This is a genomic window from Alteraurantiacibacter palmitatis (genome assembly GCF_037154115.1).
Lineage (GTDB): Bacteria > Pseudomonadota > Alphaproteobacteria > Sphingomonadales > Sphingomonadaceae > Alteraurantiacibacter > Alteraurantiacibacter palmitatis.
The window spans coordinates 157,656-175,666 of the sequence record NZ_JBANRO010000007.1 but is presented as its reverse complement, the minus strand read 5'-3'; the positions used below and the strand labels follow the sequence as shown (position 1 = coordinate 175,666).

At 63.7% G+C, this 18,011-nt stretch carries 16 protein-coding genes; 3 read left to right on the top strand and 13 right to left on the bottom strand.

Annotated features, from left to right (window positions below):
* Window positions 1-14: 14 nt before the first annotated feature.
* On the top strand, window positions 15-440 hold the full coding sequence (locus WFP44_RS10375) for a c-type cytochrome (protein ID WP_336926488.1): 426 nt from the start codon (window positions 15-17) through the stop codon (window positions 438-440).
* A gap of 68 nt (window positions 441-508) precedes the next feature.
* Here the strand turns inward: WFP44_RS10375 and WFP44_RS10370 are convergent, their stop codons facing one another.
* The 6 genes from WFP44_RS10370 to WFP44_RS10345 form a co-directional block, all read right to left on the bottom strand.
* A complete protein-coding gene (locus WFP44_RS10370; protein WP_336926487.1) occupies window positions 509-3,652 on the bottom strand; it encodes an efflux RND transporter permease subunit in 3,144 nt (1,047 codons plus the stop codon).
* Window positions 3,649-4,659, bottom strand: a complete 1,011-nt coding sequence (locus tag WFP44_RS10365; protein WP_336926486.1) for an efflux RND transporter periplasmic adaptor subunit — start codon at window positions 4,657-4,659, stop codon at window positions 3,649-3,651. The genes WFP44_RS10370 and WFP44_RS10365 overlap by 4 nt, the downstream gene beginning before the upstream one ends.
* Before the next feature lie 62 nt (window positions 4,660-4,721).
* Window positions 4,722-5,153, bottom strand: a complete 432-nt coding sequence (locus WFP44_RS10360) for a c-type cytochrome (RefSeq protein WP_336926485.1) — start codon at window positions 5,151-5,153, stop codon at window positions 4,722-4,724.
* On the bottom strand, window positions 5,150-6,757 hold the full coding sequence (locus WFP44_RS10355) for a flavin monoamine oxidase family protein (RefSeq protein ID WP_336926484.1): 1,608 nt from the start codon (window positions 6,755-6,757) through the stop codon (window positions 5,150-5,152). The genes WFP44_RS10360 and WFP44_RS10355 overlap by 4 nt, the downstream gene beginning before the upstream one ends.
* A gap of 50 nt (window positions 6,758-6,807) precedes the next feature.
* Window positions 6,808-7,302 carry a Rid family hydrolase gene (locus WFP44_RS10350; RefSeq protein WP_336926483.1) on the bottom strand — a complete coding sequence of 165 codons (495 nt, stop codon included), beginning with the start codon at window positions 7,300-7,302 and terminating at the stop codon, window positions 6,808-6,810.
* A gap of 73 nt (window positions 7,303-7,375) precedes the next feature.
* Complete coding sequence (locus tag WFP44_RS10345) at window positions 7,376-10,033, bottom strand: TonB-dependent receptor plug domain-containing protein (RefSeq protein WP_336926482.1); 2,658 nt, start codon at window positions 10,031-10,033, stop codon at window positions 7,376-7,378.
* Window positions 10,034-10,389: 356 nt separating this feature from the next.
* Between WFP44_RS10345 and WFP44_RS10340 the strand changes: the two genes are divergently transcribed.
* A complete protein-coding gene (locus tag WFP44_RS10340) occupies window positions 10,390-10,890 on the top strand; it encodes a Rid family hydrolase (RefSeq protein ID WP_336926481.1) in 501 nt (166 codons plus the stop codon).
* A 192-nt stretch (window positions 10,891-11,082) separates the two neighbouring features.
* Here WFP44_RS10340 and WFP44_RS10335 read toward each other — a convergent pair whose 3' ends face one another.
* Window positions 11,083-11,310 (bottom strand): hypothetical protein, encoded by a 228-nt coding sequence (locus tag WFP44_RS10335; RefSeq protein ID WP_336926480.1) that lies wholly within the window; start codon window positions 11,308-11,310, stop codon window positions 11,083-11,085.
* A gap of 119 nt (window positions 11,311-11,429) precedes the next feature.
* On the opposite strand from WFP44_RS10335, the gene WFP44_RS10330 reads away from it, so the two are divergent.
* Entirely contained in the window at window positions 11,430-11,765 is a 336-nt protein-coding gene (locus WFP44_RS10330) for a UrcA family protein (RefSeq protein ID WP_336926479.1), read from the top strand.
* Window positions 11,766-11,835: 70 nt separating this feature from the next.
* Here the strand turns inward: WFP44_RS10330 and WFP44_RS10325 are convergent, their stop codons facing one another.
* The 6 genes from WFP44_RS10325 to WFP44_RS10300 all read right to left on the bottom strand — a co-directional run bounded on the left by WFP44_RS10325 (window position 11,836) and on the right by WFP44_RS10300 (window position 18,008).
* Entirely contained in the window at window positions 11,836-12,771 is a 936-nt protein-coding gene (locus WFP44_RS10325; protein ID WP_336926478.1) for a response regulator, read from the bottom strand.
* On the bottom strand, window positions 12,768-14,387 hold the full coding sequence (locus WFP44_RS10320; protein ID WP_336926477.1) for an ATP-binding response regulator: 1,620 nt from the start codon (window positions 14,385-14,387) through the stop codon (window positions 12,768-12,770). Before WFP44_RS10320 ends, WFP44_RS10325 begins: the two co-directional genes overlap by 4 nt.
* 519 nt (window positions 14,388-14,906) lie before the next feature.
* Window positions 14,907-15,350, bottom strand: a complete 444-nt coding sequence (locus WFP44_RS10315) for a c-type cytochrome (protein WP_336926476.1) — start codon at window positions 15,348-15,350, stop codon at window positions 14,907-14,909.
* Window positions 15,347-16,567 (bottom strand): FAD-dependent oxidoreductase, encoded by a 1,221-nt coding sequence (locus tag WFP44_RS10310; RefSeq protein ID WP_336926475.1) that lies wholly within the window; start codon window positions 16,565-16,567, stop codon window positions 15,347-15,349. Before WFP44_RS10310 ends, WFP44_RS10315 begins: the two co-directional genes overlap by 4 nt.
* Before the next feature lie 196 nt (window positions 16,568-16,763).
* Window positions 16,764-17,276, bottom strand: coding sequence for a hypothetical protein (locus WFP44_RS10305; protein WP_336926474.1), 513 nt, complete (start codon window positions 17,274-17,276; stop codon window positions 16,764-16,766).
* A gap of 219 nt (window positions 17,277-17,495) precedes the next feature.
* Entirely contained in the window at window positions 17,496-18,008 is a 513-nt protein-coding gene (locus tag WFP44_RS10300; RefSeq protein ID WP_336926473.1) for a hypothetical protein, read from the bottom strand.
* Window positions 18,009-18,011: the final 3 nt, after the last annotated feature.

The following is an 18,011-nucleotide window of genomic DNA, read 5'->3' as shown; positions in this document are numbered from 1 at the left end:
GGATATATCTGAGCATGAACGGAAAGATCTTTCTGGGCACCGCTGGTGTCGCCCTCTTCGCCGGTCTGGCGGGGGCGGGGTCGCGCGCTCTGGCCCAAACCAGCGCGGATGCCGATTCCCCCGCCGCCGCCGCGGCCCATACCGGCTTCAGCGAATTGGGCGGAGCGGCGCTCTACGCCAATATCTGCGCCGCCTGCCATATGCCTGCGGGCGAAGGCGCTGTGGGCGCCGGCTTCTACCCCGCGCTGGCAAGCAATCCGCGCATGATCGCCAAGGGCTATCCGCTTTATGTGGTGGTCAAGGGGATGAACGGGATGCCCCCCATGGCGGACATGATGACCGATGAGCAGGTGGCCGATGTGGTGAATTACATCCGCACGAATTTCGGCAATTCCTACTCCGATGCGGTGAGCCCGGCAGAGGTTGCCGCGCTGCGCTGATTATCCATACCCGGCACACCTGCGGCCGGAACCTTGCACGCCGCCCCCTTCATCCGGGGCGGCGTTTTTTATTCGGCCGGTTGCGGGGCCGGCGGGGTTGCCTTGCCCGCGCGCTTGGCCTTTTGCGCGTCGATCAGCCCGCGCAACCGCCTTGCGACCGTCTGCGGTGATCCGGTGCGCGGTGCCATCCAGCGATAGAGCAACGGCACGACATAGAGCGTGACAATTGTGGCCAGCGCCACGCCGAACACCACCACCACGCCAATTGCACCGCGTGCGCCCGCGCCCGCTCCGCTGGCGGTGGCAAGCGGGATCGCGCCCGCCACGGTGGCAAGCGAAGTCATGATGATCGGGCGCAGGCGGCGGATCGCGGCCTCGCGCGCGGCTTCGGCAACGCTGCGCCCTTCATCGCGCAACTGGTTGGCAAATTCGATGATGAGGATGCCGTTCTTAGCCGCCAGCCCCACCAGCATGACAATCCCTATCTGGCTGTACAGGCTGATCGTGTTGCCCGTGATCCACAGGCCGAACACCCCGCCCGCCACCGCCAGCGGCACGGCCGAAATGATGATCGCCGGGTGGATAAAGCTTTCAAACTGCGCCGCCAGCAGCAGGTAAATCACCAGCAGCGTGATGCCGAACACCACCCAGATCGACCCGCCGGTCTGCTTGAACGCCTGGCTTTCGCCGCGATACCCCACCGCCAGAACTTCGGGCGAAGCGCGGGCCTGATCCTCCAGAAATTCCAGCGCCGTGCCCAGCGTGGAGCCGGGCGCAAGGCTGCCTTGCAGCGTGATCGAACGCAGCTTGTTGAACCGGCCGAGTTCGCGCGCGGAGGAACCTTCGGTAAGCGTGACCAGGCTGGACAGCGGCACCAGCTGCCCGCTGGCTGCGCGGACATAGATCTGTTCCAGCCGCGATTCATTCTCCCGGCCCGATGCTTCGGCCTGCACGATAATGCGGTATTCCTCGCCATCGCGCAGATAGGTGGAGACATTGCGCGATCCCATCAGCGATTGCAGCGCCTGCCCCACATCGTCCACCGACACGCCCAGATCGCCCGCGCGCTGCCGGTCGATCGATACCAGCATCTGCGGCTTGGTTTCGACGTAATCGGCATCGAGGTTGACGATGCCGGGAAATTCGCGCGCGGCGGCAAGGATCCGGTCGCGCGCCACGGCCAGTTCCTCGTAACTGGTGCCCGCGATCACGAAATTGATCGGCTGCCCGCGCCCCCGTCCCAGCGACGAACGCACCGTGGCATTGCCGCGCACCGCCGGAACCTGGGCGACCGCCCGGTTGATTTCGCGGGCGACCTCGTCCGATGTCATCGTGCGCTCGTCCCAATGGCGCAGGAACACGGTGACATTGGCGGTGTTGAAATCTTCCGAATTCGAATTTCCCGACGGGAAACGCGCGATCATGCCGCGCACCGGCCCCTCGCCATCGACCATGGGAAGCAGCACGCTCTCCACCTCGCCCACATAGCGGGCCAGTTCGGCAAAGCCGGTTCCTTCGGGCGCGTTGAGGCGGGTGTCTACCATGGCGGTATCTTCGGGCGGCACCAATTCGCTGTCGAGCAGGCTGAAGGTGAACGCCGCCAGCCCCAGCAGCGCCGCCACGAACACGGCAAAGGCGACCCAATGCCGTGTCACCGCATCGAGCGAGCGCCCATAGGCGCTGTTCATGCCCTGCAGCGCCCTGTCCACCCGCGCGGAGAAGCCGCCCCCGTTATTGGGTTTCAGCAATTTGGAACAGAGCATGGGCGCCAGCGAAAGCGAGAGGAATCCGGACAGCGCCACCGCGGCAATCATCGTCACCGCCAGTTCGCGGAACAGCAGCCCCGTCTGCCCCGCCAGGAACATCACCGGCACGAACACCGCGCAGACCACCAAAGTCGTCGATACGATGGCAAAACCCACCTGCCTTGCGCCGGCATAGGCCGCGAGCAGCGGCGGCTCGCCCTGTTCGATGCGGTGGTGGACATTCTCCAGCACCACGATGGCATCGTCCACCACCAGCCCGATCGCCAGCACCATGGCCAGCAAGGTGAGCAGATTGATCGAATAGCCCGCCAGCCACAGCACCGCGAAAGTCGCAATCAGGCAGATCGGCACGGTGATCGCGGGAATGAAGGTGGCGCGCGCCGAGCCGAGGAACAGGAAAATCACCAGCGTCACCATCAGCGCGGCTTCGGCCAGCGTTTTCCACACGCCCTTGATTGCCTGTTCGATGAACAGCGAACTGTCATTGCCGGTTTCCAGCGTGACGCCGGGCGGCAGATCGGCGGCAACCAGCGCGGCCTCTGCCTTCAGCGCGCGCGCAACCTGCAGCGTGTTCGCGCCCGATTGGCGAACCGCGCCCAAACCCACCGCGGGTTCCCCGTTGAAGCGGAAACCCGAATAGGGGTTTTCCGGCCCTTCCTCGATCCGCGCCACATCGCCCAGCCGCACCAGATAGCCATCGCCCGCACGGCCGATGACGAGGCTTGCGAAATCGGCCGGGGTCACGAAATCGCGGTTGACCCGCAGCGACACATTCTGCGCCTGCGCCTCGATCCTGCCGGCGGGCAGTTCGACATTCTGCGCGCGCAGCGCCCGTTCCACATCGCCAGTCGTCAATTGATACGCGGCAAGTCGGCCCGGATCGAGCCAGACGCGCATTGCGGGGCGCGCCAGGCCGGGCGTAATCACCTGCGCCACACCTTCCACGGTGGAAAACCGGTCCACCAGCACGCGGTCGACATATTCGCCCAGCCGCACCGGGTCCCAGCCGGGCGCGCGGACGATGAAGAAGATGATCGGCTGCGTATCGCTGTCCACCTTGCGCACTTCGGGCGGCATGGCTTCGTCGGGCAGATTGGCCAGGATGCCCGCAACCCGGTCGCGCACATCATTGGCCGCGGAATCGATATCGCGGCCTGCGCGGAACTCGATCGATATCTGCGAGCGCCCTTCGATCGATTGCGAGGCGATCGCGTCAATCCCCTCCACCCCTGCCAGCCGGTCTTCGAGCGGCTGGGTAATGCGGTTTTCGATCACCTGCGCGCTGGCGCCCGTATAGGTCGTGGTGATCGAGACGACCGGCGGATCGGTATCGGGATATTCGCGCACGGCCAGGCTGAGATAACCGACAAAACCTACAACCGTCAGCAGGATGGCCATCACCGCCGCGATGACCGGACGCCGGACGGACAGGTCGGAAAGGATCATCCCGCTTCAGCCTCTTGCGTCGCAGCCGCACCGTCGGCCACGCGCACCTGCATCCCGTCAGTCACTTTCAGCACGCCTTCGGTGACGACCCGCGCGCCCGGCGGCAGGCCCTGCACCTCCACCAGCCCGCCATCGCGCAGGCCCGTGGTGACGGTGACCGAACGGGCCACATTGTCGGCATCGAGCACGAACACCGAGCGGCGATCCCCCTGCCCGATCACCGCAAGTTCAGGCACCGCATCGGCCATCCGTTCGGATTGACGGATGCGCACGGTCAGCAGCATTCCCGGCTTCAGCCGCGCGCCCGGATTGGGCAGCACAGCGCGCACCATCACCGCGCGGCTGTTCAGATCGATGACGGGATCGATGGCGGAGATGCGCCCGCTGAACACCTGCCCCGGAAACGCCGCTGCGCTCGCCTCGATCGCCTGCCCCGGCGCAAGCCGCGCAAACAGCGTTTCGGGTACCGGAAAGTCCAGCTTTATCCGTGAGATATCGCTGACCGTTACCAGCGGCGTTCCGGCCTGCACCACCGCCCCGGCGCTGATCGTGCGCAGGCCGGTATAGCCGGCAAAAGGCGCACGGATCATCCGGTCGGAAATCGCGGCGCGGGCTTCCTCGCTCTGGGCGCGGGCGCGCTGCGCGGCGGCAAGCTGCTGATCGAGCTGCGCCTGCGTGGCAAAGCCGCGTTCGAAAAGCGCATTGATCCGCTCATATTGGGAATTGGCCTGCTGCTCGGCCGCAATCGCCCCGTCGAGCAGGGCCTGCTCCGACGCCTGCGAAAGAACCGCCAGCAATTGCCCCCGCGCCACCGGCATGGAATCGCTGAACAGCACACGTTCCACACGCTCGGTCACATTGGCGGCGATGACGACCTGTTCGTTGGCGTTGGCGGTGCCGACCGCCTCGATCACATCGGCAAAGCTGTGCTGGCGCACCTCCTCTGCGGAAACCAGCGGAGGCGAACGCGGAGGCGCCTCGGCCTCGGCTGCGCAAGCTGAAAGCAATAACGATCCCAGAAGGGCCGCAAGCGGAGAAATACGCCATCCGGGCACGATATCAGGTCTATCTATTCATCCGAAACCGGCCCGCCAGCCAGGGCAATTGCCCTGTCAACTTCCAAGGCCGTGATAGGTTCCTCGTAATCGTTAAAATTAGTCCGGATATGCGTCAGAACTGCGGCAATCTGCCGCGAACTGAGAATGTCACTGAACCAGGGCATTCCGCCGCGCCCCTTGATCATGATCTCGATCGCGTAATCCTTGTCCGCCATGCGCGGGTTGTCGGCCAGCGCCGGGATGCCCGTGCCCGCCCCCGCACCGCCGCGCGCATCGGCCATGTGGCAGGCCTGGCAGATCTGGACGTATACGCCCGCGCCTTCCTCCGCGATGGCAACGCTGGAGACATTGCCGGCCGAATCCTGCGCGCTGGTCGATGCCGTTGCCACGCCCATCACCGCCCCGGCTGCCCCGGCCAGAGCGGCAAAACCGGCCGGCCTCATGCGGAAAGCGCCCGGCTGTGCAGCCGCCCGATTGCGTCGAGCGCGGACAGCATCGACCCTTCCATCCACCCGCCATAATAGGTGGCGTGTTCACCGGCGAGCACGATGCGCCCGTCGAAATCGCACAGATTGCGGTAATGCGTGGCGCGGCTCGCCTCGGTCCAACGCGATGTGCAGCCCTGGATCCAGGGCAAGCGGCTCCACGCGACCGACGCCCCGCTGACATATTCGCGCCGGTATTCCGCCGGATGGAACACCGATCCCTGTTCCAGCGCCATTTCGATGCGCTGTTCAGGGGTCATGCCGGCCAGCTGGAACGCCCCCGCCCCGTTGGCGAAAGCACCCAGCAACACCGCCGGTCCATCCTTGAACATATTGTCATTGGGATAGGAAATCAGCGAAATCGCCTGATCGGTGAAGCTGTGCCCGCCATAGATGGCGTAATTATCCTCCCAGAAGCGGCTGCGCATTTCGAGGCCGATCTTGACCTGCCCGTTCATCGGCACGGCGCGGATCGCGTTCTGCATCGCGCTGCCCACCTGCATCTCGATCTGGCTGAGCACGGGCGGCGGGATCGTGCACACGCACCAGTCGGCGCTGCTGCTGCCCGCCTCGCCCGTCTGCGTATCGGTCCAGTTCACCGTCACGCCGGCATCGCTTTGCGCAATGCGGGTGACGCGGGTGTTCAGGCGCACCAATTGCCCCACTTCGCGCATGAAACCAGCTGCGATCATATCCATGCCGCCCTTGGGCTGGAACATGGTCGTCTGCATCACATAGTTGAAATAGAAGCCCATCTGCGTCCAGACATTGCTGGACAGCACCCCGCCAAGGCTGTTGAGCGAAGACGGCGTCGGCGCCGGTGACAGCCCGCCGCCGGGGGGAATGTCATAGCCGCGCTGCCCCGCCACGCGGATGGTGCTGGTATAGGCCATATTGGCATCGAGCAGCCCCCATTCGCGCAGCGCGACGAGCAGCTTCTCCTTGTCCTCCACGCTCACCTTCTGGTCGAGCGCGCCTTCGTTGAGCGCCTTGCCCAGCAGTTCGGAGATATGGCCTTTGAAATCGACCGCCAGCTCCTTGTAGCGCTGCGGCTGCCCGCCAAAGGCATCGCCGCGGTGGACGAAGGCGTTGTGGTTGTTCTGGATGAACGGCTCCAGCTCCACCCCCAGGCTCTTGCAGTAATGCAGCAGGGTGCGGTGATGATGCGGAATGCGCCAGGGGCCGGGGTTGAGGTAATTCCCCGGCGCAAAAGTGCAGGTTTGCGTTGCCCCGCCCACTTCCACGATCCGGTCGCCGCCGCGCACGCTGTAATTGCGCCCGCCTGCGCGGTCCTGAAATTCCAGCACTTGCACACGGTAGCCCGCCTTGCTCAATTCCAGTGCGGCGAGCAGGCCGGCAAGCCCTGCGCCCAGCACCAGCACGCTGGAGCCGGGGCGCGCGCCGGAAAGGGCGGGCGGGCCGGTAAACTGCGTTTCGGCTGCATGGCCCAGCGCGGTCATCGCCTGGTACATCGCCGCCGCGCCACCCATCGCGCCGATCATCGACAGCAATTCGCGCCGCGTGGTTCCGCCTTGCGGCCCGCCCGCATCCCCGTTCGTCATGGCAAAACGTCCCCTGAATTTACATCACATCATTGGATCGGAACGAAAAATCAGGGTGCGACCGCCGCGATCCCCTCAATCTCGACATACATTCCAGGCCGGCCCAGTGCGGCGATCTGAATGGTCGAGCGGGTGGGCCGGTTGGGCTGTTCGGGCGTGCCGAAATAGGTGCGGAACACCTCGTTCATCGCGGCCGAATCCATGCGGCCTTCCAGTTCGGGCACGCCGACCAGGAAGACAGTCAGCTTGACCAGATCGCCAAGGCCCAGGCCCTGCGCTTCCAGCGTTGCCTTGATCCGCTCCAGAACCGAAATGGTCTGCTGGCGCGTGTCGCCCAGATCATTCGGATTGGCAGGATCGAGCGGCGCGGGAACCGTGCCCGATACGAACACAAGGCGGGCACCCGCCGGAACCGATGCCGTGCTGGCGATGGTAGCGGTGGGGCTGCTGTAGGTGCGCTCGATCTCATGCGCCGCAGCAGGCGCAGAAATGGCAAAGCCCGCCAAGGCGAGCGCGAGGGCGGGCGAAAACATTTTGGCAGTCATGGGCATGGCCTCTTCTTGTTATGCTTCAGGCAAAAATTTGGCGGGCTGCCCGTGGGACAGCCCGCCTGAGGGATCAGAATTTCAGCGTCATGCGGGCGTAGTAATATCCGCCATTCGTGCCGTACGGGCCGAAGTTGAAGGGCGCATTGATGACGCCGGAGTTGTTGATATAGGGCGACCGGTTGTTCTGCGACCAGGTTGCCGGATCGTAGTCCGCCACAAGGCCAGGGATTTCCGGACGCTTGTCGAGCAGGTTGTTGGCACCCACCGCCAGGTTCAGCCACTCGGTCACATCGTAACCCAGTTCGAGGTCGAAAATGGGCGTGGCTTCCACCACAGCCTTGTAGAACTCACCCACACCCGCTGCGTTCAGGATCGGGCGCGGCGCGGTGGAGTTGACGTTCGGGCGCACGAGCTGCGTGACCTTGCCATAGTAGTTCATGCGCAAATTGGCGCTGAACCCACCGGTTTCGAACAGCGCGCCGACATTGATCTTGTAGTCGAGGCTGGCGTTTTCGATGATGTCCTCAGCCGTCTGCGTGAACAGGCTGCCAAGGCGGGCGGAATTGGTCACCTTGGTGATGTTGTAGTTGGCGCCCAGGCTCAGGTCGAGCGAGCCGAACGACAGGTCAACCGGGTAACGAGCGGCAAATTCAGCACCGTAAGTCTCGGTATCGATACCGTTGGTGAAGGTCTGGATGCCGAGCTGGCCCCATTCAAGAACCGTGGGATCAAGCGCCTTCCCGCTGGCAGCGATCGCGTTGATCACCAGCTGATAAGGCGTAAGTCCGTTAATCAGAGGCGAGACAACAGCCACGCCGCCCGGTAATTGAGTAACTGAATTGATGTTGTCGGAACCCACCGGCACCGCAGACTGACCCCGGATTTCACCCGAGGACACGATACGGTCCTTGATGCGGATGAAATAGCCATCCAACGTTACGGTCAGGCGGGGGATGGCGCGGATAACAGCGCCGGCCGACAGGTTGAACGACTTTTCCGGACCCAAGGCACCGAACCCGGCGCTGGCCGATCCCGGCGAACTGGGGGCCAATTGCAGCACGGCGCTGGTCGGGCCAACGTTTGTGGCCGAATAGCCCGATTCCGCCAGCGTCGGCGCGCGGAAGCCCGTGCTGACCGTGGCGCGCAGCGCAAAGGCATCGCTGAAATCGTAACGCGTCGTCAGCTTGCCGATCAGCGCATCGCCAAAGTCGCTGTATTTTTCATAACGGCCCGCAACGTCCACCGTCCATTCTTCCACCGGGTAGAAGATGAAGTTGGTGTAAAGCGCCCAGGCGCTGCGGTCGATCTTGCCCGCGTCTGTGGCTGAATAGCCGGGGAAGGATTGCCCGCCTTCGACATACAGCGAAGCCGCGTCACCCTGGAAGATTTCATAGGATTCGTTGCGGTATTCGCCGCCGAACGCAAAGGTCATCGGCTCGGCCAGACCAATGTCGAACTCCTTGTCGATATCGACCGTGCCGACGAACTGGTTGAACTGGAACCCGCCATCGTAGAAATCGGTGGGGGAGAAGCCGGTCGCCACGAACAGCGAGGCGTTGGCCGAATTGGTGGTGTAGACCTGCGCGATATCCTCGGCATAGGTGCCTGAGAGATCCCAATTCCATCCATCACCCGTCTGCCCGCGCACACCGCCGGTGAAGGAAAATTCGTTCTGGAACACCTCGATATGCGGCACCATGCCGGTTTGCGCGGTATTGCCGAAGCAATTGGTCGGATCGGTGGTTTGCGGCCGCGCGGTCACCGGGTTGCGGCACAGGCGGGTCGGCACGCGATAACCCTGCAAGGCATCGCCGGCACGGTAGGACACGTTACCGAACGAATAGACTTCGAAATCCTCGAATTCGTAGCCGAAGTTGTAAAAGCCGATGTGCAGCTTGGACGCCGGCTGGCCCCCGTTGATCCCGGCGGTGCCGCGGCTGTCGGCCAGCGCCTGGTAGATCGGGCGGAAGGCGGGTGACACGGCCGAATTGATTGTGCCGTTCAGGTTCACCACCGAAATCTGGCCATCGCCGATGGTCGTCCAGTCGTTGCGGCGATGGAACAGCGAGATGTCGAGGAAACCGGAATCGCCCACTTCCATGCCGATATTGCCGCTGGCGCTGTAGGTGGTGCCTTCGCCGTCGTAATATTGGCCGGTGGTGGCGCGAATGGTGCCGCCGGACGTATCGCTCTTCAGGATGATGTTGATAACGCCCGCGATCGCGTCAGACCCGTAAACGGCGGCAGCGCCGTCCTGCAGGATTTCGATACGCTCCACGATGTCCGGCGGGATCAGGTCAATGCTGGGCGCGGCCGAACCGCCAAATGCGCCGTTGATCACCTGCAGGATGGAATTGCCGTGGCGGCGCTTGCCGTTCACCATCACCAGCGTGTGGTTGGGGCTGAGACCGCGCAGGCGGGCCGAGAGCGAGAAGCTCGCCATGTCGGTGCCCTGCGTCTGCGCCTGGAAGGACGGCACAAGCTGCGTCAGCGCCTGATTGAGGTTGGGCTGCCCCACGCGGGTCAGCGCATCTTCCGACAGAAGCTGGATCGGTGCGGCGGACTGCGCAGCCACCTGACCCGAGGCGCGCGTGCCAGTTACGATGATCACTTCGCTGCTGACAGGAGCCGAAGCCGTATCATCGGTGGAGGTTTGCGCCATGACCGGCGCCGAAAGGGCGGTCGAGGCGAGAAGGAAGATGGCAGACGTTTTCAAAGCATGCGACATGGAGTGGCCCCCGTAATTGTTATGCCCTCTCCGCTTTCCCTACCGACAGTGCGGGTCCGGGCAGCCGGTGTCCGCGCGGGCGGAACACCGGCACCGGCCTGCCTGTTCGAAACGACCCCCCTCATGCGTGTCGGCGGTCGGACCGGATTCGTTGACCCGGCCCGTTCAATTGACCGTTTTGTGACGGATCGTGACATACGCCGATGTGCGTAGCCTTGTGCGCCGCCCTCCAATGCTAGGCCAAGCCATCGCCAGCCCGGCGCCCAATGGCGTCGGCGCACATCCGTGCGTGGGCTGGCACGTGTTGGAGATTTCGCGCGATGCCCGGACCAGTCCGCCTGTGTAAATGTGCCTTCATGGCCGCGATTTCCATCGCGGCGGCCCTGCCCGCCTCCGCGCTGGCGCAGGGCGAGATTACCCGCATCAAGCGCAATCCTGCCGCGATCATCCTGGAAGCCGCACGCGTGAACGCCGGAGCGGATGTGATGTATGTTTCAGGCCAACTTCCCTCCCCGCTCGATCCGGCCATGCCGATGAGCGAAGTGACATCGCTGGATCAGATGGGCGACACGCGGCAGCAGACGATCAGCACGCTGGCCCGAATCCAGGATGTGCTGGCCACCGAAGGCTTCACCATGGCCGATGTGGTCAAGCTGAACGTGTTCGTGATGGCCGATCCGCGCATCGGGGCAATGGACTTTGCCGGCATGAATGCGGGTTTCCGCGAATTCTTCGGTACCGAGGCGAATCCGAACACCACCGCCCGTTCGACTTTCGAGGTCGCGGGGCTGGTCGGCCCGTATTTCCTTATCGAAATTGACGCCATTGCCGCACGCGCGCCGCAGGGATCGGAATGAGCTTGATGCAGGCGCGTGTCGCAATGCAGCACGGCGCTGCTCACGGCAGTCTGGCAGCCAAGAAAGCGATGCGCCGCGTGAGTATCACATTGCTGACAAACATTCCGACGGCGGCAGCAGACAGGGCCGGTGCAGAAAGAAATATACCTCAGTATAATGCAATCTAGATTGCTATTCTATTCTGACTCTGTTTTACAAGATCGTATGATATTTTCCCGATTCAGGTTTTTTGGTTGCAATATTTTTGATTTTGTATTTCATTCCTTTTAGATGATACTGAGTATCATCGCACATCTGACCGGGATGTGACTGAAAATTGCGGCAATGCCGCATCGCAATTGCAGCATGAAAATCGCAGTATTCTGCGGTTTTCGTGCCCTTTTCTGCTTGCGCAACGCCTTTTCGAGACATATCTGCCACTCAAGCGCAGCGAGAACGCTTGACGGGCCGGAACAGGCACATCTGCCGAAAAGAGCCCGACAGATCCAAGAAAACACTCCGTTAAAAAAGTCAGAACCGATGTTCCAGGAGAGTACGACATGATGAAGATTGCCATTGCAGCTGCTGCTGCCGGCATCCTGGCCCTGAGCGGCACCGCCAGCGCCAACGAGAATACCCAGGGCAACCGCGAAGCGGTGAGCGTGCAGGTCGATACGGCTGGTGTCGATTTTGCAGATCCGGCCGCCGTGGCCCAGTTCCGCCGCTCGGTTGAGCGTCAGATCGAAGCCATCTGCAATCCGGGCGACCGCCTTGGTGCCGACATGAAGCCCGATTTCAAGTGCCGCCGCGAAATGGCTGCCACGCTTGAACCCACGGTGACCCGTCTGGCCGCACGCGCCACGCAGAACGACCGTCGCTTCGTGGGCGTGGAATAAGACCACCCTCCTTCCGGATGGGAGACGCATTACGGCCGGGCAGCATCGCGCTGCGCCGGCCGTTTTCGTGTCAGGCTTCCATCGCCCGCACCGCCACCGCCGCAGCGGCCGAACGGGTTTCCACACCCAGCTTGATGTAAAGATGTTCAAGGTGCTTCTGCACCGTGCGCGGGGAAATCCCCAGCACTTCGCTGATATCGGCGCTGGATTTGCCGTAACTGACCCATAGCAGCACCTGCGCCTCGCGCGCGGTCAGGCCCAGGCGTTCAGCCAGCACTTCGGCGTCGCGCGCGGCATCCACCACGTTGAGGCGGATCAGCATCTCGTCGCGCCGGCAACGTGCCACCAGCACCAGTTCCAGCGTGCCGGTGCCGCCGGTATCGGCCGGCCGCAGCGACACGCTGGCCCCTACACCCGCACTGCCGCGCACCAGCAGCCGCTCAATCGCGGCGCGCAGCACATCGGGAAACGGCGTGCCGCGCTGCCAGCCCGGCAAGGCCTGCACCAGCGCTTCCTCCGCCCGCGGGGTGCACCACAGCATCTTGCCGGCCGCATCGGTGGCCAGCATCAATCGCCCGGTGGCATCAAGGCTGGTCAGGCTTGCCTGCGCCGCGCGCCCTTGCGCGATCTGCACGCGCACCCGCGCCAGCAATTCATCGAGATTGACCGGCTTGCGCAGATAATCCACCCCGCCCGCCTGCAGGGCTTCCACCACGTGCTCGCTTTCGGTGAGGCCGGTCATGAAGATGACCGGCACCTGCGCATGGGTGGGTGACTGCTTGATCTGCCTTGTGGTGGCAAAGCCATCCATGCCGGGCATCCGGGCATCGACAATGATCAGATCGGGCAGGATATGGTCGAGCAGCCGCAGCCCGTCCTCGCCCGATGTGGCGACCAGCACGCTGATCCCGGCGGCCTCCAGGCTGGCGGTGATGACCGAGAGGGTTCCGGGCTCGTCATCGATCACCAGAACGGTTTCGCCATGTCCAGGCAGGGTCTTGCTCATGCTTCCTCCAGCAGACGCAGAAGGCCGGCGAGATCGAATTGATCGAGCGCGGCATACAGCGCCGTCACCAGCTTTCCATGTTGAGGGGCCGCCGTCGCGAGCAGGCCGATTTCGGTTTCAATGCCGCGCACATGGCCGATCTGGACCAGTTCGCGCAGCCGCTCCACGTGCGGCATGGCCTTGCGGGGCAGACCGCCGCCGCGTTGCCGCGCGGCCTCTTCGCTTTCCGGCCCGGTGCTCTCCCACTTCCACGAGAGGCCCAGCAGCGCGCCGATCGTTTCGGCCAGCTCGCTGAGGCGGTAGGGCTTGATGAAGAAGTGATCGTGCGTGGGCCTGTCGGTCTGCGGGCGGTGGAATTCCTGCACATTGCCCGATGCCATGCATATCTGCACCTGCCGCCCGGCAATCTCGCGGATGCGCGACGCGGTTTCCCATCCCGAAAGGCCGGGCATCGTGATGTCGAGCAGCACCAGGTCGAACGCCTTCGCCTGCACCTCGCCAATCGCCGCCTCGCCATTGGGAGCGGTGATCACGTCGAACCCGCAATCGCCCAGGAACTGCTTCAGCATGGCGCGCTGATCCGCCTCGTCATCGACCACCAGAACGCGTCTGCGCGGCCCCTGATAGCCGGTGATGCGGCGCGTTGTCACATCCGGCACCAGCGCGTTGGCCGGTTCCGCCAGCATCAGCGTGATCCGGAAAACGCTGCCCTTGCCCGGCGCGCTTTCCAGTTCCAGCTTGCCGCCCATGATCTCGATAATCGCTTTGGTGATGGGCAATCCCAACCCCACCCCGCTTTCCAGCATGGAACCGGATAACTCGCCCACCTGTTCGTAAGGATCGAAGATACGCAGCTGATCCTCTTGCGAAATGCCCGGCCCGGTATCGCGGATTTCAAAGGTGGCGATTTGCCCGCGATAGGTCATTTTCATCGTGACCGAACCGGTATCGGTGTATTTGATCGCATTGCCGATGATGTTGAGCAGCGCCTGCCGCAGCCGTCCGGGGTCGGTGCGCACCGTTTCGGGCAGGCGTGAGTCCACCTCGATCGCAAAGGCTATCCCCTTGGCCTGCGCGGCAGGGCGCATCATCCAGCCGATCTGGTCGAGGAAATCGGGCAGATTCACCGGCTCGTGCCGCAAGCGCAGCATCCCGTTTTCCAGCTGGGTAATGTCCAGCAGGCTCTCGGTCAGGCTGGTGATATGTTCGGTGCAGCGGCGGATCACACGCGCGGCCTGCACCGGATCAACATCGCCCTGACTCTCCAGCAATTGGGCATAGCCGTAAATCGCGTTGAGCGGCGAACGGATCTCGTGGCTGACATTGGCAAGATAGCGCACCTTGGCCCTGTTCGCCGCTTCCGCCGTCTGGCGTGCGCGCAGGGCCGCCTCCAGCCGCGCGGACAGGTCGACCAGCGCGGCAATGCGGCGGCGCAAAAGGGCGAAGCTGGCCAGCCCGGCCAGCAGGATCACCAGCAGCACAACCAGCGTGACGAGGTGGAACGGCCGATGGTCCCCACCTGTCGCAATGTCGGAAGCCAGCAGGGCCGCCTCGACCAGAGTGGCCAGAAGGATCAGGCTGAGCGCAAGCGCCGCTGCCCGATCGGTTGTCAACATGGGGATCGTCGGCCCGGCATGGTTCCCGCCGGAAGGAGAGGGGGCTTGGGAGGCAAGCGCAGGGGATACCGCCCTGCGGCTCACCATGCCTGTCCCTTGGTCGCGTCAGCTGGCCTGCCGACGACCGCGAAGCGTGGCATTGCATACAGCGCAGGGACCGCAGAACAGGGTTCCACTCCGAAAACTCCGATGTCGATTGTGCGACTGCACCATTGCTAGCAAATATGTGCTGCAATGCAAAATATGCGACAGCTTGTTACAGACGCGGCACCGGGACGGCCCGCAATGCCCGGCCTGTTCGGCAAGGGCGGCCCAGGAACCCGCAGATGCGCCCTCTATAGCTCTGTTTTACATATGTAAAATCTTCAACTGGCGTCACGCCTTGGCAAGGCGCAAAGGCAGGGCAGCGTGGTGCAACCAGCTTTCAGGCTGCACGCATCGTGTTGCATTGCAGCAACAAGAGAGGAATTTTCTCACGCACCGGGCCACAGGCAGCCCCCGTCTGATGCCAGTAGCCGATCAGGGTGCCGGTTGGATCGCATCAAACCGGATTCGCTCCAGCTGGGAGGCTTGGGAAGGAAGTTCCCCTTCGCCCGCAGGAGCCCCGTTGACGCGCAGGAGATAGGCCAGAATTTTCGCGTTATCGGCAGCAGAAAGGGCGCCAGGTGCGTGCTGCGGCATGGCGCGCGACAGGTAATCGAACAGTTCGCCCAGCGGCCGTCCGCCCCAATTGGCGACAAAGCGGCCCGTCAGCGGCGGCACTTCGACGGTGCCCTGCAGGCCCGACCCGTGGCACATTGCGCAATGGATGGCGTAGAGACGCTCGCCCGCATCCGCCTGCGCGATGGTATAAAGACCCGCCCCCGTACCACGCCCCTGTGCCGCCACTCTGCCTGCCGCGGCGCTCGCCAAAAGGCTTGCGCCAAGGATCATGGCGGCCTTGCGTGCGCCAGACCGCGTCATGCGCCCGCTCCTGCCGCCGGGGCCGGGCTTGCATAAGTCCCGGCAAACACGCCCGCCAGCGTCGCCATCGCTTCCAGCAAGGGTTCGCGCACGGGCAGTTCCATGCTGTCGCCCACCCCCAGCATTTCGCCGATATCGGGGTTGTTGTTCATGATGACGATGCCATCCGCCTTGGACAGCGCAGACATATTGCGGAAACGCAGCGAATAGTTCGCTCCTGGCTGGGGCACCAGCCAACCGGTCTGCCCGCGCACCGGAATCACGCTGCGATCACCCCACAGATCGCGCGCGGCATAACCCGTTGCATGGATGATCACATCCTCGGGCAGGTCTGCCAGCGCAGACGGGGCATGGAAACTGCGCATGACATAGCGCCCGCCGCGGGCGAAGAATTCATCCATCAGCAGCTGCGCATAAGCGGGAAAGTTGAAATGCATCTGCGATGTGCGCGTGGCGAAGGGCGTGGGAAAGGGATTTTCTTCGGGCGGCAACGGCATGGCTTGCGGAACGATGTCGCGGATGCGTGAATCCAGCCGGGCAAATTCCGAGTTTTGGCGCGGCAGCCCCGATGTTTCATAGCTTTCGGTAATGGAAGGATCGACCGGCCAGACACGGCGCGTAATCGGCTCGTCCGACACGGCATAGGAATCGCCGAACTCCACCGGATTGCCCGGCAGGCCCAGCATGGTGCGAAACATCTTCCATGAAAAGCGCGCCATCTGTTCCCATTGATCGCCGAATTGCGGCCCGGCCGGCCCTTCCAGCGCCACACGCGCGCTGGGGGTGAACGATCCGCTCGCCCGGAAGGATCGCGTGCGCGGCAGCAATTCGCGGGCATAGATCGTCACCTCCAGCCCGGCGCGCTGGGCCATGATGGCGCTGGTCAGGCCGATAATGCCGCAGCCGATCACCGCAATTCGGCTGGGCAGCACCGACAGCGCCTTGCCCACCGCCACTTCGGCCGATCCCCAGGACAGCGACCAGCCGCTGCCGCCGTGGCCGTAATTGTGCACCACCAGCTTGCGGCCCACCGTCTCGGTCGCAAGATTGGGCCCCGCTGCACGCAGGGGGCGAAGGCAGCACTTCATATCGACCAGCTGATCGGGTGAAAGCCGCATGGGCACCAGTGCGGGCGCGAGCAGACCCTGCGCGCGCGCTGGCCGCGCCAGCAGAGGCGGGAGCGTCATCGCGCCGGCCAGCCCCAAAGCCCCGCCCATGAAACCGCGCCGGTTTGCAGGATAAAGCGCTTTCGCATGGACGAATTGGTTGGGGATCACGTCGTTACGGGGCAAAGTGGTGCCTGCCTTTGCGTCACCCGTCGCAAAATGAACGGGACAATGCAGGAAAGCTACGCGCTGGGGGGCATACCTCTAATGCCGCAAACTGCGTATTTCGCCGGTGCTGCCCTTCCCGTCAGTCCACGCGGCGGATGCCGATGACGGGCTGCCTGTCGGCATCAAGATAAAAGGCGCCCAGTGCCCCGCGGCGTATGGCGATGCTGTCACCGGGGCGCGGCACGCGGAAACTGCGTCGCGTTTCCGTGAGCTGCCAGACGGTTCCATTGGACAGTTCAAACCGCCAATACCCTGGCCCCACCGACCGTGCACGCACCACATTGGCGGCAAGCTCGTCCGCCTCACGCGCGGCGGGATCACGCCGCGCCTCGCGCTGGGCGGCGCTCAGCCCGAATGTCGGAGCGGCCACGGCAGGAGCGGAGGCCGCCGCTGCGCTGGCCGTGCCTGCAGGGGCAACGGGCGCGGGGCTGGATACCGGCGGGATGGATGTGGCCGGTGCCTCGCCAGCCGTGTTGCTCGCCCCCCTTCGCACCTGGTCTTGGGCAAGGGCGTCGTAACAACGGACGCGTTCCTCGATATTGCCGATGGCAAGACAGCGGGCCAGATCCGGTTCCTGTGCAGCCGCTGTCATCGGGAGGAAAAGGGTGCTCACAAGCAGACAGCCGGCCTGGCCGGCGGCAATGGCGCTGCGGCCATATCTCAGCCTGTCTTGCCCGACCCGGACTGAAACCTCTCCTCCCTCGATCATCATCCCCATCCTCTCCACTCCAATGGGAGCACGGCCTGCGACAATCACGCCGCAGGCCGTGCCATGTTTCATCAACCGGCCATCACCTCGCCGGTGACAAGATCAGAACCGCACACTGGCCCCGACAAAGTAGCGCCGCCCAATCACATCGAAGAAATAGGCGTTGATCGGTGAAGTCCCGATATTCGTCGCCAGACCGGTCGTGGTGACCGCGTTGTAATCTGACAGCGGCGGTGCCTTGTCGAACAGGTTCTCCACGCCTGCCCGCATCGTCACCATATCGTTCACGCGGAACGACCCGTTCAGATTGAACAGATTGTATGCGGGCGAGCCGACGAAAGGCGTGTTGGGCGTGGACGGGAAGCTGATCGACTTGGCCGAAGGCAGGTGCTGCCACTGGAGCGACAGTTCCGCCGGGCCAATGGAATAGCCAAGGGTGCTGAACAGCTTCCAGCGGAAAGCGCCGGGGTTGAGCCCATTTTCCGCCACACCGGCATTGCCCGACGGGCCCAGCGTTCCGGCATATTCCACCAACTGACCGGCAGCTCCTGCCTCAGGCGGCAACGGCGCCGACTTGAAGGTGATCAGATAGTTGAAGACCGAATTGAGGCTCACCTC